This is a genomic window from Asticcacaulis sp. (assembly GCF_047605585.1).
Taxonomy (GTDB): Bacteria; Pseudomonadota; Alphaproteobacteria; order Caulobacterales; family Caulobacteraceae; genus Asticcacaulis.
This window is the reverse complement of sequence record NZ_JASGFK010000001.1, coordinates 690,301-717,251: the sequence shown is the minus strand read 5'-3', so window position 1 is coordinate 717,251 and position 26,951 is coordinate 690,301. Positions and strand designations below refer to the sequence as shown.

The window sequence follows — 26,951 nt, the reverse complement described above, 5'->3', positions numbered from 1 at the left end:
TCATTGGAAACCAGTTTGGCGCTACACTTTTCTGAAAGCCGGAGGAGGCGCCAGTGCGGGATGAAAAACACGGGATCGTGGGTGGCTACGTGCCTGAGCGCGCCGACTGGACCATCGACCAGAACTGGAAGGCCTACACGCCGGAAGAGCACGCCACCTGGAAGACGCTCTATGAGCGCCAGATGAAGCTGATCCCCGGCAGGGCCTCGCAGCACTATCTTGATGGCCTCGCCGACCTGCCGATCACCGCCGACGCCATTCCTGATTTCGAGCGGCTGTCGGATGCGCTCGAAAAGCGCACCGGCTGGCGGGTGGTGGCGGTGCCGGGCATGGTGCCGAACGATGTCTTCTTCACCCACATGGCCAATCGCCGCTTTCCGGCCGGGCAGTTTATCCGCAAAAGCCACCAGCTCGATTACCTGCAGGAGCCGGATGTCTTTCACGATATCTTCGGTCACGTGCCGATGATGGTCAATCCGGTGATGGCCGACTTCATGCAAGCCTATGGCGAGGGCGGTCTGAAAGCCATGCGCCTGGGCGAGCTGGACCGCATCGCCAGGCTTTACTGGTATACGGTCGAATTCGGCCTGATCGCGGAAACGGGCGGTCCGCGCATCTTTGGCGGCGGCATATTGTCTTCCTTTACCGAGACGCGGTTCGCGCTGGAAAGCCCGTCCCCCAACCGCATCGGCTTCGAGCTGGAGCGCGTGATGCGCACGCACTACCGCATCGACGAGTTTCAGGAGACCTATTTCGTCATGCCGTCGATCGATACCCTGTTCGACATGGCCAATACTGATTTCGGCCCGATCTATGAGCGCCTGAAAGGCCAGCCGGATTATGGTCTGGCGGAAGTGCTGTCCGGCGACCGCGTCTACACGCGCGGCACCGGCGACTATCACAAGGCGCTTTTGGCGGTTTGACAGCGCACCGCCCCCGTGGTCTCTGTAGCAAAACGGGAGCGAACACATGTCCATCCACCGTCGTCATCTGCTGACGGGGCTATCCGGCCTTTCGTTGGCCGCCCTTTCACTGACGCCTTTTCCCGTCGGTGCCGCCATGATCAGACAGCCTTACCAAAAGATCGGCCTTCAGCTTTATACCGTGCGCGAGGCCTTTGCCGCCGATCCCGTGGCCACGCTGCAAAAGGTCAGGGCGCTGGGCTATGATTATGTGGAAGCTACGTCCTTCGGCGGCTTAGCCCCGGCGGCCCTTAAGGCGAAACTGGCGGAGATCGGTCTGGCCGCGCCTTCCATGCATGTGGGGCTGGCGGACTGGCAAACCCGCACCGAGGCGGCGCTCGATGAGGTCGCGGCGCTCGGCGCCGACTATGCCGTGCTTGCCTGGCTGCCGCCGGAAGCGCGCAAGGACTGGAAGTTACTGGCAGAGAAGATGAATGGCTGGGCCGCCAAGGCCAGGTCGCACGGCCTGAAATTCGCCTATCACAATCACGATTTCGAGTTCACCAAAACGGCGGAAGGTGAATTGCCCTTTCATCTGCTGCTGGAAAATACCGATCCGGCGCTGGTCGGTTTCGAACTGGATTGTTACTGGGCCAGTTTCGCCGGCCATGATCCGCTGCATGTCCTGAGCGAACATGGCGATCGTATCCGTATGCTGCACCTGAAGGACAAGCTGGCGGATGGAGCGATGGCGCCGGTCGGCGAGGGTGTGATCGACTATGCCGCCGTACTGGCGAAGGCCAACGAGTTGGACATTAAATACGGCTTCGTCGAGCACGACAATCCGGCCGATCCGTGGGCGAGTATCGCCACCAGCATAAAGAATCTGAAGGGATAGTCTTTTCTCCTCCCCCGCTATCGCAGGGGAGGAGGAAGATAATCCTACTTATCGGCCTTCTTCTGGTAGTAATCGCTGAGCACGAAAAACGCCATCTTGCGCTGGCCGTTCTCCGATTCCACGCCCTTGCGGTTCCAGCCCTGCTGCCAGATGTTCTGGCGGCGTGGTGAGCGGAAGTCTTTCAGTATCCATGGCGACATGCCGACCAGGAAGGGGATTTTATCCGCCATGGCCAGGGTGTCCTTGTAGTAGGTCGCCTGATATTCCTCGCTGAAGCGGCCTTCGCGCACCGGGTCATGGACGCCTGCCATGGTTTCCGCACCGAACTCCGACAGGATCAGCGGCTTGTTGAACGATGAATGCCAGACCGTGCCGGGCACATCGGCGATCTTGTCCGAGCCGTACCAGCCATTATAGGTATTGACCGCCATGACATCGAGTTCGGGGATCAGCGGGTCATCGATGGTGATGTCGATATGGCCGTCCACCCGTTTGGTCTGGGTCAGCAGCGCCGCCGAGACCAGGCGGGAGCCATCCAGCGCCTTGGCTTCATGCGCCAGGGTGGTGAGGAACTGGTTGCGGGCATCGGAGATCGGGGTTTCGTTGGCCACGCTCCACAGAATGATCGAGGCGCGGTTGCGGTCGCGCAGGATGTTTTCGGCCATCATGCGCTGGGCGGTTTTCAGCGTATCGGGATTGTCGAACTTGACGGCCCAGTAGACGGGAATTTCGCTCCAGACCAGAAGGCCCATCTCGTCGGCCATCCGGGTGGTGATCTCCGAATGCGGGTAGTGCGACAGGCGGACATAGTTGCCATGCAGGCCGTCCTTGATCTCGGTCAGCAGGGCGCGCGAGGCTTCCGGCGTGATGCGGCGCGACGGGTTGGGGCCGAACTCTTCCTCGTGCAGGGAAATGCCGCGCAGGAAGATCGGCTTGCCGTTGAGGATCAGCTGCGTGCCTTTGACCTCTATCGTGCGGAAGCCGATGCGGTCGGTCAGGGTGTCGGCGCCGGCCGTGACGGTGACATCGTAGAGGGTCGGTGCATCGGGCGACCAGCGCTTGAGGGTCTTGGGGGCGCGGGTGTCCAGCGATAGGCGGCCTTCGCTGTCGGTGGTGCCTTTCAGGGTCAGTTTCAGGGCGGGAATGCTGACCTCGACCGCCTGACCGGCCTTGCTGTCGCCTTCCAGAGCGATATCAGCCCGGATATGGCCGTCCGTGGTCAGACGGATAAAGTCGTCATCGATAAAGGTCTTCGGCGTCGTCACCAGGGTCACGTCGCGGATGATGCCGCCATAGGTTTCCCAGTCGGTGACCTGTGTGGGAATGGATTCCGGCGTGCGTTCGGAATCGACGGCGACGACGAGGTTGTTGCCGGTCGGGCGCAGCAGGCCGGTGACCTCGAAGGAGAAGGGGGTGAAGCCGCCCTCGTGTTCGCCCAACCGATGGCCATTGAGATAGACCATGGTCTTGTAGTCGGCGGCGGCGAAGCGGATAAACTGGCGCTCACCGGTTTTCGCCGGGGCATCGAAGCTTTTCTGGTACCACATCAGGCCGTTGTAATAGCGTAGTTCCGGGCTGTAGCCGATCCAGGCGGAGGGGACGGTGCCTACCGGGGCCCGCGCCAGGTCGTATTCGTAGAAGACGTCCGGGTCGTCTTTCATCGCCTGCTCGACATTGACATCCGAGCCGCGGCCCTTGGTGACGTCATAGGGCTTGCCGTGAAAATCGGCCATGCCATCCTTGTACGGATCGACGCTGTAATGCCACGGGCCGGAGAGGCTGACATGATCGCGTCGGTCAGCATTGACCAGCACGAACGGTGGCACTAGTTCGCTGTAAGTGGCGTTATCGGCCGGTTTCGCCGGCGCGGTCAGGCCCGGCGTGGCCGCTAGCAGGCAGGCCACCAGAAGGGGGATGAAAACGGATTTCACGGCTGATCCTCACCTGTATCTTTGGCGGCAGGCTATCGGTTTATGACACCGGTAACAAGATGCAACGATACCGGAAATGATCAGGTGTTTGTGACTTGTAAAAACGGGCCGCAGGTCGCAGATTGCCCGCCATGAGACCGCTGCTGACCCAAGACCAACGCGACGCCCTGGCCGCCGACCTGCCGCTCTGGACGCGTGAGGATGAGGGGAAGGCGATCTCCCGCGATTTCAGATTTACCGATTTCAAGCAGGCCTTCGCCTTCATGACGCGCGTGGCGGGCGAGGCCGACCGGATGGATCACCATCCCGAATGGTCCAATGTCTATAATACCGTGTCCATTCGCCTGACGACGCATGATGCCGGCGGATTGACGGAAAGTGATGTCAGGCTCGCCCAGGCGATTGATAGGGCGGCCTTAGTTCCGTAAGCCACTCACACATTTAATTTTTATTTTTCTGACCGTAGTTCTGTTTCTTGTTTGATCGCGCAATTTACCCGAAAAGTGGTGGCCACTTTATCGGATTGCGCTCGAAAGGTTAGTGATCCCCTGTCTTCAGGGGTCCGGCGGCGTCTTTATAAGAGGATCACGGAGTACCCATGCTCGAAAAGAAAAACACCATTCTGATCGTTGATGATGAGGAAGAAATCCGCAAGATGCTGAGCATCTTTCTCGATGCGGCGGATTTCAAGGTGTGCGAGTGCGATTCAGGCAAACAGGCCCTGCGCATGAGCGCCTCGGTTCGTCCCGATCTCATCCTGCTCGATCTGGGCCTGCCCGATATCGACGGCAAGGAAGTTATTACCAAGATTCGCGAATGGTCGAACGTGCCGATCGTCGTCCTGACCGCCCGGTCGGAAGATGCCGATGCGGCCCCGGCGCTCAATACCGGCGCCGATGACTATGTCACCAAGCCGTTTTCGGCCGAGGTGCTGCTGGCGCGCATCAATGCCAATCTGCGCAAGTCGGCGGTCAAGGAGGTCGGCGATCCCGAGATCGTCCACGGGCCTATCCGCATGGATCTGGTGCGCCACGAGGTCTTTATCGATGACGAGCGTATCGGCTTCACGCCGAAGGAATACGACCTGCTGCGCTTCTTCCTGGTCAACCGCGGCCGTATGTTGACCCACAAGCAGATCCTGAAGGAAGTGTGGGGGCCGGCCCATTTGGAAGATACCCAGTATCTGCGCGTTTATATCGGCCAGGTGCGTGACAAGCTGGAGACCCGCCCGGGCCTCGGCAAGTCGATCGTGTCGGAATCCGGTATCGGCTATCGCATGGACCTGGTGAACTGATCTCTCCGGTCATGACCTTTGAAAAAGCCCCGGCAGACATCTCTGGCGGGGCTTTTTCTATCCGCTTTGCGCAAGGTTTAGGCCTTTATTTCTTCCTTATCTTATAATCGTGGGTTGTCTTTGTATATTTATGGGCCAGCGCATACCGTGGTTTTCAGGACGCCGCTCAGGCGGGGTTGTTATAGGAGAACGCTATGCTCAACTGGATTGTCACCTTCTTTATTCTGGCCGTGCTCGCGGCCTTTTTCGGCTTTACCGGCCTCGCCGGCACATTCGCGGAAATCGCCAAGTTCATCGCCGTGATCTTTGTCGTCCTGTTCATTGCCAGCCTGGTTTATCGCATGATCACGGGACGCAGCGCCAATCCACCGCTATGACCTGAGCGTGCCATCTAACAAAAAAGCCGGTCCCGAAAGGGCCGGCTTTTTTGTTGAGTCTGAAGGGAGATCAGGCCTTCCTGTTGGCGAACCACAGGGTGAAGATGGCGCCGCCTTCGGGATGATTGTGCAGTTCGATGCGGCCATCGAGCAGGCGCATGATGTACTGGCTGATGGTCAGGCCCAGGCCGGTCGAGGCGTTCTGCTGGTCGGTCTTTTGCAGGCGGGTATATTTGTCGAACACGGCGGCCTGTTTTTCTGGCGGAATGCCGTCACCATGATCGCGGATGCGCACGAAGGCTTCCCTGCCCTTAAGGCCGTACTCGACCTCGATCGCCGGCGGGGTTTCCGGTGACTTGCCGGTCTTGCGGCCGCCGAACTTGAAGGCATTGTGCAGTACCAGGCCGATGGCGCGGCTGCCCAGCATGGGGTCGGTGATCAGGTCGTCGGCATCGCCTATGGCCGTTATGCTGATCTCGCCCTTGGTCTTGAGCGGCCCCAGGCGCGCCAGGCTGTCATTGATCATCTGGCTCAGGCGCGCGCTTTCGAAGCGCGGGCGCACGGCGTCGGCCTCGAACTTGGCCATATCCAGAATATTGGTGATGAAATGATCGAGCCGGAACGCCTCGGTCAGGGCCGAGCTGATCAGCGAGCGGCGCTTTTCCTCGCTCAGCTTGTCATAGAGCAGGGTCATGACCTCCAGCGAGCCGATGATGGTGGCCAGCGGAGTCTTCAGATCATGCGAGACCGACGACAGCATCTGCCGGTGCAGGTACTCGCGGATTTCATCGTGTGACCGGGTGGATATGTCTTCGGGCGTCATGACCTGTCTTACCAACATCGTGCGAGTTGCGCAAACAGACTTAAGGGTTCGCAAAATGAAAGAGAGGGAGCAAGGGCGGGCCTTGCTCCCTCAGGCTTGGAAGCGACGGTCAGGGGGAAAGCCGTGGCTTCAATTTCAGGTCAGCGCATGACGCCGAGCAGGTAAAGCAGGATGATGACGGGAATGGGCACCCCGAAAAGCCATAGCAATATGCCTTTCATCAGTGGGCCTCGTTCTGTTGCTTCTGCTTGTCACTGGCTGCCTTGACATCGGCCGAGGTTTCCGAGACGGCCGTGGAAGCGGCGTGTCCGGTTTTCGACAGGGCGGATGAGGCCGCCTGGCCGGTATCCTTGATGGCGTCGCCCACCTTGTCGAGATTGTCCTTGTCGGTAGCCTCGTCCGCTGCCTTGCTGACGACGGATGGAATAGCGTCGACTGCCGCGCCGACCTTGTCACCCGCGGTAACAACATGGGTCTTGTTGTAGTACCATACGCCGCCTACGATCACGATGAGCAGCAGTATCACAACAAGAACAAACTGGCCGAAACCGGGGCCACGCGTCGTTGTATATTCTGTCATGGCCGAACCCTAATCCTGGTCATTGCAGTTGTCGGCGATCCGGATATAGAGCCCCAGTTCGCCGAATTCGATGTCGGCATCGAACAATTCGGGAATCTCGTCCTCAAAATATTCGCCTTCGATGCTGACCTGACGGACAGGCGCCGGTTTGGGGGCGGGGAAGGGAATGATCTGTGCGTTCATCACGGTCTCCTTTGCGGATCACATCTTGGGGTCCATTACCGGCGGAATTTCCGACGGCAGCTCCGGGTTGCCGTCGGGTGCCGGCGGATCGTATTCCGGGGCATTATCAGGCGGGGTCGTATCCGGCGCGCCGGGCTCGACCTCGGGGTTTTCCGGATCGTTGGGGCCGGCCTCGGAACTGGCGAAGGTCTCCTCCACCGCCGGTATCAGGGCGCTGATGCGGCGCAGGGCCTTCGACATTTCCTCGACGCGGCGTTCCTGCTCCGGCGAGGGCGCCAGATTGCCGCCTTCGCCTTCGAAGCGCAGGAAATCGTCGAGCGACAGGCCCAGTTCCTTCTGGGCCTCGATCAGGGTGTCATAACCGGCTTCGCTGATTTTTTGCGCGGCATCCAGTCCCCTGAGATAGGTATCGGTCCACTCATTTAGGTGGGCGACCTGAAGCTTGACGTCGGTCTTGAGGCGCGCGGCGTCGCAACCGGTCAGCAGGCGCTTCAGGTCATGTGCCATCTTTTGTACGGACTCGATATGGTCGTGGTCAAAGAGGGCTGACAGGTTTTGTGAACTGAGCGCATGGCTGCCGGCAGGCGCGGCTCTGGGCGAGGCTGAGGCCTCCGTTACGTCCTGGCTGGTCGGGCTGTTGCGAATATCGGTGTCGCGGGTTTGGGTCGGTTGCAGGGTATCGGGCATGACCGTCTCCTCCTCGGAAGGGTTGGAGATCAGACTAATCGCAAAGGCTGCAAGGGCTCAGTGCCTAAGCTTCGCATTGCGGATAAGAGAGCGGTAAGGGGCCCGGATCGGCTCTAGGCGGGTTGACGAACTGAAACGGCCCGCAGCTTCTGCGCCAGAATATCCGGCAGGACGGGCTTGGAAATATAGTCGTCCATGCCCGCGGCCAGGCAGCGTTCGCGGTCACCGGCCAGGGCGTGGGCGGTGACGCCGATGATGGTGTGGCGCGGTCCGCCGGTCTTTTCACCCTCGCGGATGGCGCGTGTGGTATCCAGTCCATCCATGCCGTGCATCTGTACGTCCATCAGAATAGCGTGGAAGGGCGGATGGCTTTCCAGCAGGTCGAGCGCCTCGCGGCCCGAGGTGGCGGAAACCGTGTCATAGCCCAGCTCATCCAGCATCAGGCTCAGCACCATGATATTGGGTTCGTAGTCCTCGACCACCAGAACCGCCGGCTTGCCTTCGGTCACGGCAGGGGCGCGGTAATCCGGGGGTGTCTCGACCGGCTTTGCCGGCGCGGCGGCGCACGGGAGATCAAGCGTGACCGTGAAGCTGGAGCCGGCGCCAGGATCGCTTTCGACCACGATATCGCCGCCCATCAGCTGTACCAGCGAGCGGGCGATGGACAGGCCGAGGCCGGAACCGCCGAAGCGCCGGGTAATGCTTTCGTCGGCCTGGGTGAATTTCTCGAAGATCAGTGGCAGCTTGTCGGCCGGGATGCCGATACCGCTGTCATGCACCCGCAATGTCAAGCCGCCCTTGCCGCCGTCGCGTGGCCGCAGGTGTGCCTCGATAACGATCTCGCCGCTGTCGGTGAACTTGAGCGCATTGCTGACCAGGTTCATCAATACCTGTTGCAGCCGGGAACGGTCGCCTGTCAGCCACTGGCCGGCGGTTTCGTCATCGATGCGTAAAGACAGGCCTTTGCGCTCGATATCCTGACCGAACATGACACGGATATCCTGCAGGATGGCCGATACCTGGAAGGGAATGGCCTCCAGTTCGATATGGTCGTCCTCGATGCGGCTGATATCGAGCAGGTCGTTGATCAGCTTGAGCAGAAGGTCGGCATTGGTGCGCAGGGTTTCGACGATCTTCTGCTGGTGATCGTCGAGTTTGGTATGAGAGAGGACCGTGGCCAGGCCGGTGACTACGTTCATCGGCGTGCGGATCTCGTGGCTCATGGTGGCCAGAAAGCGGCTCTTGGCCTGGTTGGCGGCCTCGGCCTTTTCCTTGGCCAGCATCAGCTCGACGCTTTGTTGCGCATTTTCGCGCAGCAGGCGCTCCTTGGTGAAGGCCGCCACCATGATGGCCGGCAGGAGATCGAGATAGGTCTGGTTGACATCCTTGACCGCATAGTCGGCGGCGCCTTTTTCCAGGGCCTCCAGGGCGATGCGTTCATCGCCGCCGGCCGTCAGGATGACGGCAGGCGGCACAATGGCGAGATCGGTCAGGCGGTCGAGCATCTGCAGGCCGTTCATGCCCGGCAGGTTGTAATCGATCAGCAGCAGGTCGAAATCGCGCTGGTGCAGCAGCTCCAGGGCCGCCTCGGCGGTGATCACCGTCTCGACTTTCAGGCCGATGCGTTCCATGCGCCTTTGCAGCAGCCGCGCCAGGGCGGCGTCATCCTCGACATACAGGATGTTCTGCATGGCGGGGTGGGTGGGCTCAGTGGGGCTGACGGGCGTATGGGGCATGAGGTCAGTCATGAGGTCAGGGACGGGTATGAGGGACGCGAACTATGGTCAACATAAGGCCAAGCTTCTGTATGGCCTCGGAAAAGTCATTATAGCCCACGGGCTTGGTCATGAAGGCATTGCAGCCCAGGGCATAGCAGCGGTCGATGTCGCGCGGATTGTCGGTGGTGGTCAGCACGATCACCGGAATGCGCCGCGTGCGTTCGTCGGTCTTGAGCCGGCCGAGAATCTCGAAGCCATCGATATCCGGCAGGTTCAGGTCCAGCACCACCACGGTGCGGTCGAGCGGCTGATCAGGCGGTCGGTCGCCGAAGAAATAGGCCAGGGCCTCGGCGCCATCGCGCAGGCGTGTAATCGGATTGAGCACGCCGGCGCGCTGCAGGTTGCGATTGATCAGGCTGGCATGGCCCTCATCGTCCTCGATCAGGGCCACGGAAAAGGGCTGGCTATGGGGCGCTATCATGCCGCGTCCTCCCCTTTTGCGTGGCTATCGTTGGAGGCGGTGATGGGGGCGCGCTTCGGCAGGCGGACATGGAAGGCGGTGCCGATATTGAGCTGCGATTCGAACCAGATGGCGCCATTCAGCTTGCGCAGGGTCGCCTTGACGAAGGCCATGCCCAGGCCCAGGCCGCGCACGTCACCCGTATTGCGGGCGCGGCGGAAGATATTGAAGACGCGGTCGGAATCTTCCGGATCGATGCCCCGGCCATTGTCGCGGATGGTGAAGATGTAATCGCGGCTGGTTTCCTGGCACGACATTTCAATGCGGCCTGCCTCGCCGGGTTTCAGGTATTTCACAGCATTGTCGAGCAGGTTGGAGAAGACCTGTTCGAGGGCGATCGGGTCAGTGACCAGTTTGGGCAAGGCCTTGGTCGTGACCTCGACCTTCTTGTTGCTGATCTCGTAGCTCTGTGCGCCGAGGCACTTGTCGAAAACGGCCTGGGCATCGACGAGTTCATCACGATAGACGAACTTGCCGATCCGTGACAGGTCGAGAATGGCGGTGGTCAGGGTATCCATGCGATCTACCGCGTTACCGATGAAGCCCAGGGCTTCGGGTACATCGCGGCGCAATATGTGCTCTAGTCGCGCCCAGACACCGTCTGAAAACTTTTCGCGCTCCGGTTCCAGCAGGTCGTCGACCTCCTGAACCGCCAGGGCCAGTTCGTGCGAGAAGCCTTTCAGATTGACCAGCGGCGAGCGCATGTCATGCGAGGTGATATAGGTGAAGGCTTCCATGTCGTTATTGAGCTGGCGCAGTTCTTCCTCGCGGTTTTTCTGCTCGGTGATGTCGGTATGGGTGCCGATCATGGTGCGGATCTGGCCGAACTTGTCCCAGGCGCCGACGCCGCGCGCCATGATCCAGCGCCAGGTGCCATCCTTGTGGCGCAAGCGGAAGATGTTGTTGTAGAGCGGCGTTTTCTTGATGATGTAGTCGTGGCGCACCGTCATATAGGCGTCGAAATCGTCCGGATGGATCATGGCGCTCAGGGTGTGCATGTCGTCGTTCAACTCATCTTCGCCATAGCCCAGCATGGCCTTGAATTCTTTCGACATATAGATGGTTTCGTTGACGAAGTTCAACTCGAAGACGCCGTCGTTCGTGCCGTTCATCACCGTTCGGAAGCGCATGTCGGCGTTTTCGTTCTGCGCCTCCATCGTCTCCTTGTCGCTTTCCAGCCGGATAATGAGCACCGTGCCGATCAGGAACACGCCGACCCCCGAAATGGTGCCGATTACGAGGATATAGAAGAAGTTGGTCTTGCGCGGTTCCACCAGGTCGCGTCGGGCCTTCACGCTTGCCAGACGATGGGCGATGCTGGCCTCGATGATGTTCTCGACCTCCTGCATCTGCGTGCGCTGGATATTCAGGGCGTTCAGACTGACCTGGCCGCGGCCATGGGCGCGCATGTAGTTGATCTGCGATTCCAGCAGCTTCTGCAAGCTGTCGACACGGTCGAGCAGGCCGTTGCTTTCGGCAAAGGCGTTGGATTCGTAATAGGTGGCCTGCCGCAAAGCCATGATCTCGTCCGGCAGGCGGTCGTTGGCCACTTCATAAGGGTGCAGGTAGGTCTTGTCGCCGGTGAGCACATAGCCGCGAACGCCGGTTTCCATATCGATGATGTCCATCAGTATGTTCTTTGTCCGGCGGATGTTTTCGTACTCGTAGCGCATGTAATCATTCAGGTTTTGCGACTTCTGATACTGGTCGTAGATCACGAGGCTGAAGGCGCACAGCGCAATGGACAGAATGCTGAAGAAGGCCAGGTACAGATGCTTGACGTTTAGTCCCCACGGCATTCTCATCGTGACTGCCAGCCCCCTGCGGCGCTACACCATACCATCGCCCCCGAAGAGACGGCGCTCTCAGGAGACTGCCGGGACGCTTTCCCACGCAACCGAAAACGGCCGACCGAAAACGGCTTGAACGCCCACGCTATCCCAGCCTCCGTAATGGAGCAATAAGCGGGGCGCAGAATATTATAAAGATGAGATAAAGGCCATTATGCGAAATAAGTATGTAAAAATCAGGCCTGACGCTTTTTCCGGCCCTTATCTGGCCCATGGGTGTTGCTGCGCGAGGTGCGCAGGCCGGAAATAAAGGCCCCGGCCACATCGCTGACCTTGTTAACGACAGGGGCGACAATCGGCGCCTGGCTGTGAAAGGCGCGCTCGACCGCGACCTGAGTGCGCCGGAAGGCGGCGGTGGCCCAGAGCCCGGCGGCCAGCAGTATGGCCGAGGTGAGGGCGGCGGTAATTAGGGCGGAGATCAATACCGTGCCACCGGCAGAGACGATCTGGAGATAGATGAGGCACAGCAGGGCGCTGAGCATGAGGGCGGCCAGCAGGGCGCCGAATACGGTCAGAAGCATGACCACTGTAAGACTGCCCACGGCGGTCATGACATGGGGCTTGGCGTCATTCAGCTTCTTCGTGGCGGAGAGAAGCTCGAAAATGCGGGTCACCCAGAACATGACGGGCCGTCTCTCCTATGGTGGGGCAGATGGAAAAACGGCCGGGAGCGAACTCCCGGCCGTTTTGATCAGTTTATAAGTCTAGCGGCGGGTCAGAAGCGCGCCGAGAATGAAACCGGCGCCCAGCGCGATGGCGGATGAACGGACCGGATTGGTCTTGATCTCGGTCTCGATCTTGTGCGAGGCCGTCTTGCCGCCATCGAGGGTGCGGTCGAAGAAGCCGCGTACCTTCTGGCCGGCTTCATTGGCATAGTCGCTGACATCGTGCAGGACTTCGGAGCCGCGGGCCTTCAGGTCATAGGCGGCATCGCGCGCTGTAGTGGAGGCTTCGTGCGCGGCATTGCGGATATCGTTTTCGGCCAGGCCCTTGGTCACATTGGCGGCGGCCTTGGTGGCGGAAGACAGCATGGTACACTCCTGCGGATAGAGCCGGGCAACCGGCTTTACGGATATTTTGGGGGAGGAAAATGGGGGTCACGTTCACGTCAGGCTTATCTGAAACCCAGGGGCTGGGGGGGCGGAGAAGGGCTTGAGAGAAGCGGACGTGAACGTGATGATCAGAGACTATCGGCCCGACTTTAAGGAAGCCATGCGTAGGCCAGGAGCCATAAATAAAGAAATGATAAGCGAACTTTGAAATGCAAAGCGACTTACCCCATACTTATCCTTAACACCTTGATAAGGTGCGTCAATTTTACAGAAAAATCCCTAGATTAAACAGCGATCGGCTGACGCCAAAACGGTGCTGCCGGCAAATTTGTTTAATAAAGGAGAGAGTCATGACTGTAAAAGCCAGCATCAAGGAGACCGCCGGCGCTACCGAGGAAGAACTGGGTGAGGCCCTGCATGACGCCCGCATGGCCGACAAGGGCCGTCAGTTGCGCAATGAAGGCCGTATCGAAAACGGCAAGATGCCGAAGACGACGGTCCCCGGCACCCAGAAGGAAAAGCACCATATGGGATCGTAAATATCCCGCATTATGGACGCGAAAAACCCCCGGACCTGAAGATCCGGGGGTTTTCTTTATATGTGGATTTTCTTTTACTCGGCCGCGTCCTTGTGGGCAATGGCGGCTTCATAGCCGAGATGGGCCAGCAGGTCCCTGATCTTGATCGAGGCGAAGTGGATCGAGGAATCGGCTACGCCATAGGGCATGAAGATCCAGTCCCCCACACGCAGCGCACCGCAGGTATAGATGACATTGGGCACATAGCCCTCGCGGTTATCCTCCGAAGGCGACAGCAGGGGTTCCTTCGAACGGGCCAGTACCTTGCGCGGGTCATCCTTATCGAGCAGGGCAGCGCCCAGGGAATAGCGGCGGACAGCGCCCACGCCGTGGGTCAGAACCAGCCAGCCTTCGTCCAGTTCGATCGGCGAGCCGCAATTGCCCATCTGGATCAGTTCCCACGGCGCTTCAGGCCCCAGGAGCTTGTCGCCATAGTTCCAGGTGTATTTGTCGTCGCTCTCCAGATAGAAGATGCTCTCGTGATCCAGCCGGCCGATCGCCGCCCAGCGGCCATTCAGCTTGCGCGGGAAGAAGCCCAGCCCCTTGTGCGCCGAGGCCGCGCCGCGCAGGGGCGTCAGGCGGAACGAGCGGAAATCGCTGGTCTCGAAACATTCGCACGCCGTTTCGCGGCCATTATAGGCCGTATAGGTGCCCATGATGGTCGAGCTGCCGTTTTCATCATGGAAGGTCAGCATGCGCAGGTCTTCCAGGCCGTTGGTCTGGGAGCGCGTGACCGGGAACAGAACGGTTTCCGAAATCGGGCAGGCCTGATGGCCATGCACGGTCACCGCGCCGTCCAGCGGGGTATTATTGCCCTGCGGCTTGGCGGCGACGGCGAAATCCGTTTCCGGCTTCAGATCCATGGTGCCGTCGGGGAAGAAAGTGCCTTCGCGGAAGGAGACGGTCGAGATATGGCCTTCGCCGACCGTGCGGGTCGACATCACGAAATTGATACCTTCGCCGGCGCCGGTCTGATCGGGGTGCACCACCACGCTGGGGTTCATCACGGCGGCGGCGGAATAGCTGTATTCATGGCAGAAATAGGCGCCGATCAGCGCCTTGTGATCCTCGTCGAGGTTTTCCATGCCGCCATTCAGCGCCTGGATCTGACGGAAGCGTTCGAGGAAGATGCCGCGGGTCTGCCAGTGCCGGCCGGTGAAATCGCGATTGACCGTTTCCAGTTCGGTCTTGACCTGTTCGGCGGTCAGGGCGGTGATCGCGTCGCAGATACGGCTGACGCGCGATTGCGCCCCCATGGCGCTGTCCCGCGGACTGATGGAGATGGTGAAGGGCAGGATGACCACCCGTTCCGGATTGGCGTGGAGGGTGGTGGGGCTTAACAGCATTTCAGTCATCATTATCTTCCCCCTCAGATGGGTAGATTTTCAACACAATGAGCGGACCGCTTTCGCGATCCGCCTGTTCGAGGTCCGTCTGTTCGGACCGGATTAAAGCGCCCCTTTCAGAGCGATCCAGCTCAGGGGATAGGACAGGATCGATTCCGCCCCCTGATTGAGATTGAGGCCGCCGGGATTGAGGCCGTCGAAACAGCCGCCTTCGCCATCGATCAGTGACAAGCCGGCGGTATTCTCCCCATGGAACCAGGCAAAGGTGCGCAGGGCTTCTTCCCGCCACTGGCTGTCTCCGGTCAGTTTCTGGGCGCTCAGGCAGGCATCTATGGTTGCTAACACTTCCAGCGGCTGCTGGTCGTACAGCGGATGATCGGGGCCATCGTCCGAGAAGCGGGAATTGGGAATGGGCACGAAGACGCCCTGCCGGGTCTGCTTCTTCATGAGCCAGGATTGCGCCGCCAGGCCATCCGCCACCATCTCCGCCTCGCCGAGGAAGGCGCCGCCGATAATGAGGCCTTCGCTGATGCGGGCATTGTCATAGGCCAGGCCCGGCTCGAACCAGTTGTGGCCCGGTTTGGCGTGCTGCTTCAGGCTCTGGTGCAGATGCCGGCTGATATAGCGGATCATGACCTGGATTTCCTGACCGTCGCCAAAGACGCCGAAGGTGCGCACCAGGGATTTCACCATGACGGCGCGGGCGCGCAGGCTGGTCCAGGTGCCGCTCTTTTGCAGGGCCGTCGCGCCGAGATCGCAGGCCCACTGGCGCAGGTCCGCCGGCAAGTTAGAGCGCGCTACATCGACCAGGGCCTCGTAGGATCGGGCGCAGCAATCATCGGAACCGCCCTCATCCAGCCACTGGCGGCTGTAGGACATGAAGTTGCGGAAGCGGTCTTCATTGTTCCAGGCATGGTTCATGAAGGACGCATAGCGATAGGCCAGTTGAGTCTGCGCGTCGGTCAATGGCCCCAGGCACGACTGCTTGGCCACCAGCGACAGGGCGCGGGCATTGTCGTCGGCGCAATAGCCATGCTGGCGGTCAGGCATGCGATACTTGCCGTGCTGGAAGATGCCGCAGTCGTCCGTCATGCGTTCGATAGCGGTCCAGGCAGGGGCGGCGGGGAGTGCAAAAATGGCAGCCTTGTCGCTTTCCGGGTTGGCCAGATCATGGATCGCCCGGTCAACATAGGCCTGGGCCACCGACGACCAGCGCGAAGGCTGCGCCGCCATATAGGCGCGCATTGACATATCCGCCCGGACCTTATCCGAGGCCAGCAGGCCGGAAATGGCTTCGGCGAAAGCCTGGGTATCATGGAAATCGCACAGGATGCCGACCCCATCGGCCAGGGCTTCGGCGGCGTGCCAATAGGGGGTGGAGACGGTAGGGCGGCCCAGCGCCAAGGCATAGGACAGGGTGCCCGAAGTGATCTGGGTTTCGGTCAGGTAGGGCGTGACATAGACATCGGTGGCCTGAAGAATATCTATCAGGTCGTTGTCGTTGACGAAGCGGTTGATGAAACGGACATTGTCCTCGACGCCCAGATCGCGCGCCATGGTCTTCAGGCTTTCGCGGTATTTCTCGCCCTCGTGCCGGACCAGGTGCGGATGGGTGGCGCCGATGACGAGATAAACGACGTCCGGGCAGGTCTGGCGGATTTCCGGCAGGGCGGCGATGACGGTCTCGATGCCCTTGTTCGGCGACAGCAGGCCGAAAGTGGTCAGGGTCTTCTTGCCGCTCAGATGCAGATGCGACTTGAAGTCGGCCGTATTGCGCAAGGGACGCGACGGGGCGCCGTGGGGCACGATGCTGATCTGTTCCGGCTTGACGCCATAGACGCGCTGGAGAATATCCGCGCCTTTTTGCGCCATGGTAATGAGGGTGGACGACAGCCGGATCAGGGCCTGCATGACGCGCCGCTGCTCATCGTTCGGCGTTTCCAGTATGGTGTGCAGGGTGGTGACGATCGGGAAATGGAGACGTTCCAGGCAGGCGATCAGATGGGCGCCGGAGGGGCCGCCATAGATGCCGAACTCGTGCTGGACGAACAGGACCTGGGTTCCGTCGGCATTCAGCGTATCGGCCAGCCGGCGATAGGCGGTCACATCGTCCTGCGGAATCTGTTGGGTGACTTCGAGCGGATAATCATAGGCCGCCCCCGGATCGTTCATGGCGATGACGTCCCACTCAGCATCGGGCAGGGCTCGCGCCAGGCAGGCATACATGTCGCGGGTAAAGGTGGCCAGGCCGCACTGACGCGGCGGGAAATTGCCGATGATGGCGGCGCGGGTAATCTCGATGGCGTCGGGGTTTTTCTTCAAACCCTTCGCCAGGTTTCCGGTTACGTTTTCATGTACGCTTTCTGGCAGGCCTTCGGCTCCGGCTTCTACATCCTGAGCAATTTCAAAGCTATTGGCCTGCAACATATGGCGCTCCTGCGAAGCTGATGTCGCGCCCAGCCGAAAAGTTACAGAGAGACTGTCTGAAAGAACCTTTTGTCGGGCGGTAATCTGATGACGACCGCAAGGCCGATATTACCCTGCGTCAGTGGACTGACACTCTCCCTTCGGCTGTAAAGATTCAGTATGGTTCAGGGTGCGGCGCAATAAGTGACCTGTCACACTTGCGTGACTCGCCGGATTTACGGTGTCGGGACAGGTGTGAAGAAGCTGTTGGCCGTCAGCCGGCCGGTGCGCGGATCGTCGGTCAGGCGGGCGCCATCGAACAGAGCACAATGCAGGACATGGCTCTGATAAATCACCAGACGGTTGAATTGCGGCTCCACACGTTCCAGCAATTCGTAATTGGGCGTATCGGCACCGGTATAGCCGGTCAGGCGGTCGCCCAATGCCTCCAGTTCGGCGGCCACCTGCGCCATGTAGCCCTCGCGACGGCTGCGGTCGATCGATTCGAAACCGGTGGGGGTGTGGCGGAAGAAACCGGTGCCGCCGCCCTGGTTGCGGCCGAGATAATGCACCATGGCCAGGCAACGTGGATCGGGCTGATCATAATGCGGAATCTTTTGCAGCGGCACCATTTCAGCGGGCGAAAAGGTCGAAAGAGCGAAGAAGGCACGCGAGGCCAGCCGGCCCTCGCCGATGCCGAAAGCGCGCATCAGGCTGGGACGCAGGATCGGCAGCAGAGTCTGCAGATAGGTGGCTGGCAGGGGCGCGTTCAGGCCAGGATAGAAGGTGGCTTCCGGGGCTGAAAAGGGTGTTTGTACGGCGGCTTCGACCAGATCATCGGGATTGAGCAACACATCGTCGATTACCAGCAGTGCATGGCCTTCTTCGCCATATGGGCGAAATTTCACACGGGCTGCAGGGTTGATATGAAGGGCGATATCGGCAAAAGACATGGCTCAGCTTAGCTGGAATTCGCCGGCGATGCGCGCAAAAAAAGCCGGGTATGGTTTTGCGGCACATTGTGCACAATGAATATATTGCGGCGCAATATGGATGCTTGACGCGCCTACTGGCCACTGTCTTTATTGCAGCGATGAAACGGTTGGCGAACGATCACAGGGTTTCCGGATGGGAGGCGCAGGGCTGCGGTTTCCTGCGCTTCGATCTGGTGCCGGGCAAGGCTTTGGAACTCAGCAAGGTGTTTCACGATGAAATCATACTGCTGGCCTTCACGGATTCCGTCTGGCGTACCGGACAGAACGGCCGCACCTACGATGAAACGCCCGGGTGCGTGATCCTGCGCGATGCCGGCCAGGTCTATTCGGCCCGTCTCGACCATATCGCGGCCGGCGGCGCCATCTGCCGCGAAATTCACCTGTCGCCGACGCGCCTGCAGGCCCTGCGGCAAGCCGGCGAAGACTGCCTGCCGCCCTTCGATTTTCACAGGCCGATGCTTGACCGTCCCGATCTGGCGGCGCAGCTTTTCGACACCCACAGCCTGTTCGAGGCTGAAGGCTGCGAGCTGGCAAGCAGCACGGCCCTGTTTCAGCTGGTTGCCGGTATCGCCACGGCCTCATCCGGTGCCGGGATGCGCTTGCCGCGACGGACCTGCAGCCGGCGCAACCGCATGGTCATCGACTATTTGCGCACGCACTTCGACCGCAAGATCTGCCTGCCGGAACTGGCCGAACTGGTGCAGATCAATCCTTATGTCCTGCTGAGGCAGTTCCGCGGCGAAGTCGGCGTAACACCGCATGACTACCTGCTGGGATACCGGCTGTATCGCGCCCGGCTATATATGCGCGCCGGTATCCGTCTGGCCGAGGTGGCGGTGATGTGCGGCTTTGCCGACCAGAGCCATTTCAGCCGTCAGTTTCGCCAGAGGCTGGGTATCACGCCTGGGCAGTTCCTTTCCGGCGGCGCGCTGCAATAACAGGTCAAGATCGTCCAATATCTTTATCGGCTTCCCCGCCTAGACAGATCGGCATAGAGTGGGCCGGACTTGATTTCCGGCCGTCCGCGCGCCGCAGCCAGACGGCAGCCACAGGGCTATTGCAGTCAGCGTACCTGTTCCCGCTTTCCCATCCTTCCGCACTTTCACGGAGGCGCGTCCGCGCGTCACCGGCCTCTGGAGCTGTTTCATGCAGACACCCTCTGACACGAACCGCCGCGACCTGCTGCTGGGCAGCGCCGCACTGGGTATTGCCGTGGCCGTGCCGGCCGTCGCCAAACCCCTCAAACACCTTTCCCATCACCCCGCCAAAGGAGCTTTTCACATGAGCGGCAGCAACTACATCACTACCCCTGACGACGTTCAGATCTTCTACAAGGACTGGGGCCCGAAGGACGCGCAGCCCATCGTCTTCCACCACGGCTGGCCGTTGTCCGCCGATGACTGGGACAACCAGATGCTGTTCTTCCTGGGCAAGGGCTTTCGCGTCATCGCCCATGACCGCCGCGGTCACGGCCGCTCCAGCCAGACCGACACCGGCAACGAGATGGACACCTATGCCGCCGATGTCATCGCGCTGGCCAAGGCGCTCGACCTGAAGAACGTCGTCCATATCGGTCACTCGACGGGCGGCGGCGAGGTGGCGCACTATGCCGCCCGCGCCGAAAAGGGCCGGGTCGCCAAGGCCGTGCTGGTCGGCGCCGTGCCGCCGATCATGGTGAAGTCGGACAAGAACCCCGGCGGCCTGCCGATTGAGGTGTTCGATGGCTTCCGCGCCGCCCTGGCCGCCAACCGCGCCCAGTTCTTCCTCGATGTGCCGTCGGGTCCGTTCTATGGCTTCAACCGTCCCGGCGCGCAGGTGTCGCAGGGCGTGATCAATAACTGGTGGCGTCAGGGCATGATGGGCGGCGCCAAGGCGCACTACGACTGCATCAAGGCCTTCTCGGAAACCGATTTTACCGACGATCTGAAGGCGCTGGATATGCCGGTCCTGATCCTGCACGGCGAGGACGACCAGATTGTGCCGATCGCCGACTCGGCCCTGCTGTCGGCCAAATTGGTGAAGAATGGCACGCTGAAGACCTATCCCGGCCTGCCGCACGGCATGTGCACCACGCACGCCGATGTCATCAATGCCGACCTGCTGGCCTTTATCCAGGCATAAGGATGATAAAGCCGCCGGCCCATGCGGCCGGCGGCTTTTTTATTGTTCAGCGTCGGTGCCGCCGCCGAGCGCCTGGTAAAGAGTCGACTGATTGATCAGTTGCGACAGGCGGATATTGTCATAGGTCAGCTGGGTCGACCGGCGCGAGGATTGCGCATCGAGCCAGGTCCGCAGGGCCACGGAACCGGTGCGGTAACGGATGGCGTAGAGATCTTCCGCCTTGCGCGCCGCGTCGAGACTGGCCTTCTGCGCCTCGCCCTGCGCCGCCAGCTGCGTGCGGTTGGACAGGGCGTTATCGGTATCGGCCAGGGCGTTCAGCAGGGTCGTCTTGAAGTCCAGAACGGCGATCTCATAGGTCTTGCGCGAAATCTTCACATCGCGGCTGAGGCGCGGGAAATCGAGGAAGGGCAGGCTGAGCGAAGCCGCCAGCGCACCTGTCGGGTTCTTGAACAGGTTGCTGAGTTCGGAAGAGGACGAACCGCCGGAAGCGGTCAGGGTCAGGCCCGGATAGAAGGCCTTCTTGGCGATATCGACATCGGCCAGGTTTTCGCGCAGGCGCAGTTCGGCGGCACGCAGGTCGGGCCGACGGCTGAGCAACTCGGAGGGGAGGCCGGCGCGTACGTCCGGAAGGGCGATGTCGGGCAGGGCCTGTGGTTCACTGGTTTCCGGCAGGGGCGTGCCGCCGAGCAGAACGGTGAGCGAAGCGCGGTATTCGACCAACTGCTGCTGCAGGTCGGCCAGGCTGGCGCGCTGCGAATTGACCGTCTGGTCGGCCTCGGCCACCTCGACGCCTGAGGCGGCGCCGGCGTCATGCTGGATATTGACCAGATTCTGCACCTTCAGGGCATAATCCAGGTCCTGCTGGCCGGAGGTGATCTGCTGGTGCGTGTAGCCGATGCGCCAGTAGAGTTCACAGGCTGTGCCGATGAGCGAAAGCCGCGAGGCTTGACGGTCTTCCTCGGTAGCCTGGGCCTCCCAGTTGGCGGAACGGGTGGCGGCCGCCAGCTTGCCATAGAGATCGGCCTCATAAGAGACGCTGAGACTGGACGAATAGCTGGTACTGTCAGAGCTGCTGACGCCCAGCGAGCCGGAAGCCGAGGGGAACTGGTCGAGCTTCGTCAGGCCAGCCTGTAATTTGGCCTGCTGCACCTTGAGCGCGGCGGCGGCCAGGTCGTTATTGCGCGCCAGAACGTCGGAGATCAGAGCATTCAGAGCAGGGTCGTTGAAGGCCGTCCACCAGTCAGCGCTCTGGCTGGCGGCATCACTCTCTTCACCGGCGTGGGTGAATTGCGCTGACATCGGCACCTGGGGCGTTTCGTAGGGTGTAGACGCGCAGGCAGTTAGCAGGGTCGCCAATGCCACGCTCATCAATATTCCGGTTTTTTTGAAATGTCTCATCAGTCTCTCGCAAGCGCGGTGACAGGGTCGAGGCGGGCGGCATTGCGCGCCGGGAGGTAGCCGAAGACGACACCGATCAGGGTGGAGCACAGGAAGGCGGCGATGATCGAACTCAGCGAATAGATCAGGGTGAAATCGGTCGAGAACATCTTGAAGATGACGCCGAAACCGAGCGCCGCGGCGATGCCCAGTATGCCGCCGAGCAGGCAGACCAGTACGGCCTCGATCAGGAACTGTTGCATAATATCACGCGTGCGTGCGCCAACGGCCATGCGGACGCCGATCTCGCTCGTCCGTTCGGTGACGGACACGAGCATGATGTTCATCACGCCGATGCCGCCGACGATCAGCGAGATAATGGCAATGACCGAGATCAGAATGGTCAGGGTCGTGGTTGTCGCCGTGATGGTCTGGCGGATCTGGTCGGTATTGATGATGAAGAAGTCCTTGGTGCCGTGCCGCTTGGTCAGCAGGGTGGTCACTGCGGTCTCCGCCGTGGCGCTTTCGGTTGTATCCTTGATGCGTACTGTGATGCTTTTCAGCGTGGTCGTGCCCAGCATGCGCGCATTGACGGCCGTATAGGGCATATAGACGTTCACGCTGCTGCTGTTTGGGCCAAAGCCGGTGCTTTTCTTCAGCACGCCAATCACGCGCACCGGCACGTCGCCGAGCAGCAGCACCTGGCCCATGGCTTCCTGCGCATTGCCGTTGAAGAAGGTGGTCAGGGCGTTCTGGTCGATGACCGCTACCTGGGCCAGTTTCGTCACTTCATCGGCTTCGAACAGGCGGCCGTTATCGAGCGAGAGGCCCTTGGCGCGGAAATACTGCTCGCCCACGCCATTGACCGTGGAGGAGGCCGCGGTATTGCTGTGACGGATCGTTACGGAGGTCGATACCGAGGGGGTGACGCTGTCCGCGTAACTCTGCTTCTCCAGCGCATCGGCATCGGCCACGGTCAGGGTGCGTACCGCATTTGAGCGCATATCGCCAAAACCGGTGCCCGGCATGATGTCGAGTGTATTGGTGCCGATCGAGGCGATCTGCTTCAGCACCTTCTGCCGTGAGCCTTCGCCCAGGGCCACGACGCAGACCACCGAGGCGATGCCGATAATGATGCCGAGCATGGTCAGGAAGGTGCGCATGCGGTGGGCGTTCATGGCGAGGAGCGCCATGCGGAAGGCTTCGACGAAGCTGTCCATCAGGGCCTGGAAACCGCCCTGCGACGCGGCGGCGCGCGGCGGCAGGCCCTTGTCCTCGACCTCGCCACGGCCCTCGCCCTTGCGATCATTGATGATGCGGCCGTCACGAATCTCGATAACGCGTTCGCAGTGCTCGGCCACCTCCATGTCATGGGTGACGATGATGACCGTATGGCCTTCCTTGTGCAGCCCCTTGAGGATGCGCATGACCTCTTCGCCGGAGGCCGTATCGAGCGCGCCGGTCGGTTCGTCCGCCAGCACGATCTCGCCGCCGTTCATCAGAGCGCGGGCGATGGAGACGCGTTGCTGCTGACCACCGGAAAGCTGGCCCGGGCGATGGCCGGTGCGTTCGCTGAGGCCCAGCCGGCCGAGCAGCTCGGTGGCGCGGGTCCTGCGGGCTTCGGGCGCGACCCCGGCATAGATGGCCGGCACCTCGACATTGCCGAGCGCGGTCAGATCGCCGAGCAGGTGGTAGCGCTGGAAGATGAAGCCGAAGTGTTCGCGGCGCAGCTCGGCCAGTTCATTGGGGCCGAGATCGGCCGTGGCGCGGCCACCGACCGTATAGACGCCGGAGGTCGGGCGATCGAGGCAGCCGAGAATATTCATCAGGGTCGACTTGCCCGAGCCCGACTGGCCGACGATCGCCAGCATTTCGCCCGGCTGGATGGTCAGGTCGAGATCGTGCAGCACCGTGATGGTGCCTTCGCCCGCGGGAAATTCACGCCGCAGCTTTGAGATTTGCAGAACCGGAGGGGTGCTCATATTCCGCCCCTTACAGGCCGCCCGGAGGGCCGCCAGGACCACCCATGCCGCGCCGGCCACCGGCGGAGGCGGATGATGCGCTATCGCCCGCAGTCGCCTGGGCCACGACGACCTGTTCGCCCGACTTGATGCCGCTCAGGACCTGCACATTGGTGCCGTCATTGACGCCGATCTTGACCTTGCGCGGCTCTGGCGGCCTGCTCTTTTCCTTCGGGTTGGCCACCATGACGATGTAATTGCCGTCCTTATCCTGATGACCGAGCGCGGCCGAAGGGATGGTCAGCACGTTTTTCGCGCTCTGCAGGATGATATAGACTTGGGCGGTCATGTTGGTGCGCAGGATTCCGTCCGGATTATCGATATCGAACAGGGCGTAGTAATAGATGGCGGCGGCCGAACTCGACGTGGTGGTGTCCGGATCGAAGGTGGTGGGCGCCGGCTCGATCGAGCGCAGGGTGGCGTAGTACTTCTTGTCCGGATCGCCGAGCGTGGTGAAATAGACCTCCATGCCGGGCTTGATATTGGCGACATCGGCTTCGGAGACTTCCGCCTTGATGGTCATCTTGTCGAGCTGGCCGAGACCGACGATGGTCGGGGCCGACTGGTTGGCGTTGACCGTCTGGCCTTCCTTGGTGACGATGGCGATGACCGTGCCGTCGATGGGGGCGACGATACGGGTATAGCCCAGATTGACATTGGCGGTATTGACCGAGACCTGGGCCGACTTGATCTGTGCATCAAGGGCGGCCAGGCTGCCCTGGGCGCTTTTCAGGGTAGCGACGGCCGTGTCATAATCGGCCTTCGAACCGGCGTCGGCCTTGTAGAGGGTCTGCTGGCGGGCGAAATTGCTATTGGCCTCGGCCAGCGTGGCCTGGGCCGAGGCGCGCTGGGCCTGGATATTGGCCACCTCCGCTTCGGCGGTCTGCAGGCTGTTGGTCTGGGTCTTGGAATCGATCTCGGCGATCAGGTCGCCAGTATGGACGGTATCGCCAAGCGCGACCGCCAGCTTGGTCAACTGACCGGAAACCTGGGCACCGACGCTGACCTGTTTGAAGGGCACCAGCGTGCCGGTGGCCAGGACGGTCTTTTCGACATTGCCGATGGCGGCGGCCTGGGTGACCAGCTCTGGCGGCTTAGGTTTATTGAAGAATACCAGCCAGATGGCTAGAACCACAAGAAGCGCGACCACAATGCCCGCTATGGTCAGGAACCGTTTGTTTTTATACCACATGCCGTCTGTGCCGTTGTTTCCAAAATCGTCGGGAATTGCGACTTAGCATCCGTCAGGGGCGTCTGTATGTCAGCAATTGAAATAAATAACATCTATTGCGCGAGTAAATTGTATAGGTTTGTCATGCCGTTCGTTCAGTGAAACAGTGGTGAAATATCCGGCATAAAGAAACGATAAGGTTTTGAGCCGCTTACGTGCCGACGCGCTCCCATTGCCCGGAGGTTTCTGAACGGAACAGGGCGTCGATGATCCGCATGTTCAGGCGGGCATCGGCAATGCCGTAGGGTAAAGAAGCTTCGCCTCGCACGGCGCGCGTGAAGGCCTCGCCCATCAGAGTATACTGGTTCGATGGCGGCAGGGTGTGGGTGACCGCCGTGGCGCCATTGAAGCTCCTGCCGTCGTCGATCGTGATCAACTGCGGTGCGTCGGGCGGTTGGTTGAACGGGATAGAAAGGGAGAGGCGTGCGGCCTCGCCCATGATCATGACGCCCTGGCCGGGGGTAAGCGCGGTCGAAACGGCGAAGGTCAGCTGGCGGCCCTCACCGAAGTCGAGCAGACCGGAGGTGATGGTATCGGTGCCGAAGGTCGCATCGCGGCTGACCAGGGCCATGACGCGCACCGGATCGGCGTCAAAGAAGAAGCGCCCGGCCACGATGGGATAGCAGCCGATATCCATCAGGCCGCCGCCGCCCCATTCGACCTTGTTGCGGATATTGTGCGGATCGGTGTTGTTGTAGCTGAACCAGGACTGGATGATCTTCGGCGCGCCGATGGCGCCTTCGCGGATCAGCCGGCGCGCTTCCAGCCATTGCAGGGAATGCCGCACCATGAAGGCTTCCATGATGTGAACCTTGTGACTGACCTCCGCCAGCTGGTCGATCTCGGCGGCATTGAGCGCCATCGGCTTTTCGCACAGCACATGCTTGCCGGCTTTGGCCGCGGCCAGCGTCATTGGCACATGCAGATGGTTGGGCAGGGGATTATAGATGACCTCGATTTCCGGATCGGCCAGCAGGTCTTCATATGACCCGTAGGCGGTTTCCAGGCCGAGTTTTTCCACCGTGTCTTTCGCGGCGTCGAGCTGGCGCGAGGCCAGGCCCTTCACGCGGATCAGGTCGCTCCGCATCAAGGCCGGAATGACCTTGCCCGTGCCGATCTTTGCCGTGCTCAGCACGCCCCATATGGTTTTGGTCATCTATTTCAGTCTTTCGATCAGGGCCATGGCGGCGGCGGGATTCAGCACCTTGTGCCCGCTGATCACATACAGGAAGACATCATGCGGCTTGGGCGCCTGTTTGCCCCCGTAGGTCGCCAGATCGCCGGGCACCTGGCCTTCGGCGAGGGTGCGGGCGCGATAGGCCCATTCATCGAGCGCCTGTTCGCTGTAGCCCTTGGCGTGTTGGTCGCTCGTACCCATGACGCGGACATAGGCGAAATCGGCCGTCAGGTCGGGGATCACCGGAAAGTCGCTGTCGGCGCCGGTGATGATGGCCACGCCGTAGTGCCGCGCCAGGTCGACAAATTCAGCGCACTGGAAGGTCGGATGGCGCACCTCGACGGCATGACGCAGGCGGATGCCATCCTGTTCCGGCGGCAGCAGTTTGAAGAAGTTTTCCATGTCGGCCGGATCGAATTTTTTCGTGGCCATGAACTGCCAGTTGATCGGCCCCAGCTTTTCCTTCAGTTCGGTGATGCCGCTGCTGAGGAAACGCTCGACCGAGTCCTTCGATTCCGCCAGGTTCTTGCGGTTTGTGGCGTAGCGCGTGCCCTTGACCGAAAAGACGAAATTGTCCGGCGTCTCGGCGCGCCATTTCTGGAAAGAGGCGGGTTTCTGCGCGCCGTAATAGGTGCCGTTGATCTCGATGGAGGTCAGTTTGGACGCGGCATATTCCAGCTCGCGTTTCTGCGCCAGACCTTCGGGATAGAAGGGGCCGCGCCAGTCCTCATAGGTCCAGCCGCCGATGCCGACATAGATGGTCATGTTTTCCTCCTGACAAATCTCGCCCGATGTGGTGCCAAACTATGCTGTAAGCGCGCAACCTGTTTCTGGCAGTATTTTACATGTTCACTTTATGTTCCCAATGTGGCATGAGTCAATAA

The 26,951-nt window shown here is 60.7% G+C and carries 26 protein-coding genes; 8 read left to right on the top strand and 18 right to left on the bottom strand.

Translation table 11 applies throughout. From position 1 onward, the window contains the following. The first annotated feature begins 53 nt into the window (after window positions 1-53). Entirely contained in the window at window positions 54-923 is an 870-nt protein-coding gene (gene phhA, locus QM647_RS03380) for a phenylalanine 4-monooxygenase (protein WP_414994059.1), read from the top strand. A 46-nt stretch (window positions 924-969) separates the two neighbouring features. Then, window positions 970-1,800, top strand: a complete 831-nt coding sequence (locus QM647_RS03375) for a sugar phosphate isomerase/epimerase family protein (protein WP_414994058.1) — start codon at window positions 970-972, stop codon at window positions 1,798-1,800. 44 nt (window positions 1,801-1,844) lie between these two features. On the opposite strand, the gene QM647_RS03370 is transcribed toward QM647_RS03375, so the two are convergent. Further along, window positions 1,845-3,731 carry a glycoside hydrolase family 2 protein gene (locus QM647_RS03370; protein WP_414994057.1) on the bottom strand — a complete coding sequence of 629 codons (1,887 nt, stop codon included), beginning with the start codon at window positions 3,729-3,731 and terminating at the stop codon, window positions 1,845-1,847. Window positions 3,732-3,862: 131 nt separating this feature from the next. Here QM647_RS03370 and QM647_RS03365 point away from each other — a divergent pair, with 131 nt between their 5' ends. The 3 genes from QM647_RS03365 to QM647_RS03355 all read left to right on the top strand — a co-directional run bounded on the left by QM647_RS03365 (window position 3,863) and on the right by QM647_RS03355 (window position 5,402). Then, window positions 3,863-4,159, top strand: a complete 297-nt coding sequence (locus QM647_RS03365) for a 4a-hydroxytetrahydrobiopterin dehydratase (protein WP_414994056.1) — start codon at window positions 3,863-3,865, stop codon at window positions 4,157-4,159. A 170-nt stretch (window positions 4,160-4,329) separates the two neighbouring features. After that, window positions 4,330-5,025: a response regulator gene (locus QM647_RS03360; RefSeq protein ID WP_414994055.1), complete on the top strand. Its 696-nt coding sequence runs from the start codon at window positions 4,330-4,332 to the stop codon at window positions 5,023-5,025. Between the two features lie 194 nt (window positions 5,026-5,219). Then, entirely contained in the window at window positions 5,220-5,402 is a 183-nt protein-coding gene (locus QM647_RS03355; protein ID WP_023447788.1) for a DUF1328 domain-containing protein, read from the top strand. A gap of 70 nt (window positions 5,403-5,472) precedes the next feature. On the opposite strand, the gene QM647_RS03350 is transcribed toward QM647_RS03355, so the two are convergent. From QM647_RS03350 to QM647_RS03310, 9 genes are all read right to left on the bottom strand, one after another. Beyond that, window positions 5,473-6,225 (bottom strand): sensor histidine kinase, encoded by a 753-nt coding sequence (locus QM647_RS03350; protein WP_414994054.1) that lies wholly within the window; start codon window positions 6,223-6,225, stop codon window positions 5,473-5,475. A gap of 220 nt (window positions 6,226-6,445) precedes the next feature. Beyond that, window positions 6,446-6,805: a hypothetical protein gene (locus QM647_RS03345; RefSeq protein ID WP_414994053.1), complete on the bottom strand. Its 360-nt coding sequence runs from the start codon at window positions 6,803-6,805 to the stop codon at window positions 6,446-6,448. Between the two features lie 9 nt (window positions 6,806-6,814). After that, entirely contained in the window at window positions 6,815-6,988 is a 174-nt protein-coding gene (locus QM647_RS03340) for a hypothetical protein (protein ID WP_414994052.1), read from the bottom strand. An 18-nt stretch (window positions 6,989-7,006) separates the two neighbouring features. Continuing rightward, window positions 7,007-7,675 (bottom strand): hypothetical protein, encoded by a 669-nt coding sequence (locus tag QM647_RS03335; protein WP_414994051.1) that lies wholly within the window; start codon window positions 7,673-7,675, stop codon window positions 7,007-7,009. Window positions 7,676-7,788: 113 nt separating this feature from the next. Further along, entirely contained in the window at window positions 7,789-9,411 is a 1,623-nt protein-coding gene (locus QM647_RS03330) for a response regulator (protein WP_414994050.1), read from the bottom strand. A 16-nt stretch (window positions 9,412-9,427) separates the two neighbouring features. Then, window positions 9,428-9,874, bottom strand: a complete 447-nt coding sequence (locus QM647_RS03325) for a response regulator (RefSeq protein WP_414994049.1) — start codon at window positions 9,872-9,874, stop codon at window positions 9,428-9,430. Further along, window positions 9,871-11,712 carry a sensor histidine kinase gene (locus QM647_RS03320; RefSeq protein ID WP_414994048.1) on the bottom strand — a complete coding sequence of 614 codons (1,842 nt, stop codon included), beginning with the start codon at window positions 11,710-11,712 and terminating at the stop codon, window positions 9,871-9,873. Before QM647_RS03320 ends, QM647_RS03325 begins: the two co-directional genes overlap by 4 nt. A 227-nt stretch (window positions 11,713-11,939) precedes the next feature. Continuing rightward, window positions 11,940-12,386: a hypothetical protein gene (locus QM647_RS03315; RefSeq protein WP_414994047.1), complete on the bottom strand. Its 447-nt coding sequence runs from the start codon at window positions 12,384-12,386 to the stop codon at window positions 11,940-11,942. An 81-nt stretch (window positions 12,387-12,467) separates the two neighbouring features. Further along, window positions 12,468-12,794 (bottom strand): DUF883 family protein, encoded by a 327-nt coding sequence (locus QM647_RS03310; protein WP_414994046.1) that lies wholly within the window; start codon window positions 12,792-12,794, stop codon window positions 12,468-12,470. 371 nt (window positions 12,795-13,165) lie between these two features. Between QM647_RS03310 and QM647_RS03305 the strand changes: the two genes are divergently transcribed. After that, window positions 13,166-13,354 carry a hypothetical protein gene (locus QM647_RS03305; protein WP_414994045.1) on the top strand — a complete coding sequence of 63 codons (189 nt, stop codon included), beginning with the start codon at window positions 13,166-13,168 and terminating at the stop codon, window positions 13,352-13,354. A 74-nt stretch (window positions 13,355-13,428) separates the two neighbouring features. Here QM647_RS03305 and QM647_RS03300 read toward each other — a convergent pair whose 3' ends face one another. From QM647_RS03300 to QM647_RS03290, 3 genes are all read right to left on the bottom strand, one after another. Further along, entirely contained in the window at window positions 13,429-14,748 is a 1,320-nt protein-coding gene (locus QM647_RS03300; RefSeq protein ID WP_414994044.1) for a glycoside hydrolase family 130 protein, read from the bottom strand. Window positions 14,749-14,841: 93 nt separating this feature from the next. Beyond that, complete coding sequence (locus tag QM647_RS03295; RefSeq protein ID WP_414994043.1) at window positions 14,842-17,166, bottom strand: glycosyltransferase family 4 protein; 2,325 nt, start codon at window positions 17,164-17,166, stop codon at window positions 14,842-14,844. A gap of 215 nt (window positions 17,167-17,381) precedes the next feature. After that, complete coding sequence (locus QM647_RS03290) at window positions 17,382-18,053, bottom strand: DUF6445 family protein (RefSeq protein ID WP_414994042.1); 672 nt, start codon at window positions 18,051-18,053, stop codon at window positions 17,382-17,384. 149 nt (window positions 18,054-18,202) lie between these two features. Here QM647_RS03290 and QM647_RS03285 point away from each other — a divergent pair, with 149 nt between their 5' ends. Then, entirely contained in the window at window positions 18,203-19,078 is an 876-nt protein-coding gene (locus QM647_RS03285) for a helix-turn-helix transcriptional regulator (RefSeq protein ID WP_414994041.1), read from the top strand. 343 nt (window positions 19,079-19,421) lie between these two features. Further along, entirely contained in the window at window positions 19,422-20,261 is an 840-nt protein-coding gene (locus QM647_RS03280; protein ID WP_414994558.1) for an alpha/beta fold hydrolase, read from the top strand. 39 nt (window positions 20,262-20,300) lie between these two features. Here QM647_RS03280 and QM647_RS03275 read toward each other — a convergent pair whose 3' ends face one another. From QM647_RS03275 to QM647_RS03255, 5 genes are all read right to left on the bottom strand, one after another. After that, entirely contained in the window at window positions 20,301-21,629 is a 1,329-nt protein-coding gene (locus QM647_RS03275; protein ID WP_414994040.1) for an efflux transporter outer membrane subunit, read from the bottom strand. Window positions 21,630-21,658: 29 nt separating this feature from the next. Then, complete coding sequence (locus QM647_RS03270; protein ID WP_414994039.1) at window positions 21,659-23,620, bottom strand: MacB family efflux pump subunit; 1,962 nt, start codon at window positions 23,618-23,620, stop codon at window positions 21,659-21,661. A 10-nt stretch (window positions 23,621-23,630) separates the two neighbouring features. Next, window positions 23,631-24,851: an efflux RND transporter periplasmic adaptor subunit gene (locus QM647_RS03265; protein WP_414994038.1), complete on the bottom strand. Its 1,221-nt coding sequence runs from the start codon at window positions 24,849-24,851 to the stop codon at window positions 23,631-23,633. Window positions 24,852-25,041: 190 nt separating this feature from the next. Further along, window positions 25,042-26,046, bottom strand: a complete 1,005-nt coding sequence (locus QM647_RS03260) for a Gfo/Idh/MocA family protein (RefSeq protein WP_414994037.1) — start codon at window positions 26,044-26,046, stop codon at window positions 25,042-25,044. Then, window positions 26,047-26,832 carry a DUF72 domain-containing protein gene (locus QM647_RS03255; protein ID WP_414994036.1) on the bottom strand — a complete coding sequence of 262 codons (786 nt, stop codon included), beginning with the start codon at window positions 26,830-26,832 and terminating at the stop codon, window positions 26,047-26,049. Window positions 26,833-26,951 lie beyond the last annotated feature (119 nt).

Bases quoted from the DNA above. Each gene is read 5' to 3' on its own strand.
- QM647_RS03270 (WP_414994039.1), bottom strand. From the start codon at position 23,620: ATGAGCACCCCTCCGGTTCTGCAAATCTCAAAGCTGCGGCGTGAATTT.
- QM647_RS03325 (WP_414994049.1), bottom strand. From the start codon at position 9,874: ATGATAGCGCCCCATAGCCAGCCCTTTTCCGTGGCCCTGATCGAGGAC.
- QM647_RS03365 (WP_414994056.1), top strand. From the start codon at position 3,863: ATGAGACCGCTGCTGACCCAAGACCAACGCGACGCCCTGGCCGCCGAC.
- QM647_RS03295 (WP_414994043.1), bottom strand. From the start codon at position 17,166: ATGTTGCAGGCCAATAGCTTTGAAATTGCTCAGGATGTAGAAGCCGGA.
- QM647_RS03375 (WP_414994058.1), top strand. From the start codon at position 970: ATGTCCATCCACCGTCGTCATCTGCTGACGGGGCTATCCGGCCTTTCG.
- QM647_RS03345 (WP_414994053.1), bottom strand. From the start codon at position 6,805: ATGACAGAATATACAACGACGCGTGGCCCCGGTTTCGGCCAGTTTGTT.
- QM647_RS03355 (WP_023447788.1), top strand. From the start codon at position 5,220: ATGCTCAACTGGATTGTCACCTTCTTTATTCTGGCCGTGCTCGCGGCC.
- QM647_RS03315 (WP_414994047.1), bottom strand. From the start codon at position 12,386: ATGTTCTGGGTGACCCGCATTTTCGAGCTTCTCTCCGCCACGAAGAAG.
- QM647_RS03275 (WP_414994040.1), bottom strand. From the start codon at position 21,629: ATGAGCGTGGCATTGGCGACCCTGCTAACTGCCTGCGCGTCTACACCC.
- QM647_RS03335 (WP_414994051.1), bottom strand. From the start codon at position 7,675: ATGCCCGATACCCTGCAACCGACCCAAACCCGCGACACCGATATTCGC.
- QM647_RS03305 (WP_414994045.1), top strand. From the start codon at position 13,166: ATGACTGTAAAAGCCAGCATCAAGGAGACCGCCGGCGCTACCGAGGAA.
- QM647_RS03340 (WP_414994052.1), bottom strand. From the start codon at position 6,988: ATGAACGCACAGATCATTCCCTTCCCCGCCCCCAAACCGGCGCCTGTC.
- QM647_RS03260 (WP_414994037.1), bottom strand. From the start codon at position 26,046: ATGACCAAAACCATATGGGGCGTGCTGAGCACGGCAAAGATCGGCACG.
- QM647_RS03280 (WP_414994558.1), top strand. From the start codon at position 19,422: ATGAGCGGCAGCAACTACATCACTACCCCTGACGACGTTCAGATCTTC.
- QM647_RS03320 (WP_414994048.1), bottom strand. From the start codon at position 11,712: ATGCCGTGGGGACTAAACGTCAAGCATCTGTACCTGGCCTTCTTCAGC.
- QM647_RS03330 (WP_414994050.1), bottom strand. From the start codon at position 9,411: ATGCCCCATACGCCCGTCAGCCCCACTGAGCCCACCCACCCCGCCATG.
- QM647_RS03255 (WP_414994036.1), bottom strand. From the start codon at position 26,832: ATGACCATCTATGTCGGCATCGGCGGCTGGACCTATGAGGACTGGCGC.
- QM647_RS03360 (WP_414994055.1), top strand. From the start codon at position 4,330: ATGCTCGAAAAGAAAAACACCATTCTGATCGTTGATGATGAGGAAGAA.
- QM647_RS03350 (WP_414994054.1), bottom strand. From the start codon at position 6,225: ATGACGCCCGAAGACATATCCACCCGGTCACACGATGAAATCCGCGAG.
- QM647_RS03265 (WP_414994038.1), bottom strand. From the start codon at position 24,851: ATGTGGTATAAAAACAAACGGTTCCTGACCATAGCGGGCATTGTGGTC.
- QM647_RS03310 (WP_414994046.1), bottom strand. From the start codon at position 12,794: ATGCTGTCTTCCGCCACCAAGGCCGCCGCCAATGTGACCAAGGGCCTG.
- QM647_RS03300 (WP_414994044.1), bottom strand. From the start codon at position 14,748: ATGACTGAAATGCTGTTAAGCCCCACCACCCTCCACGCCAATCCGGAA.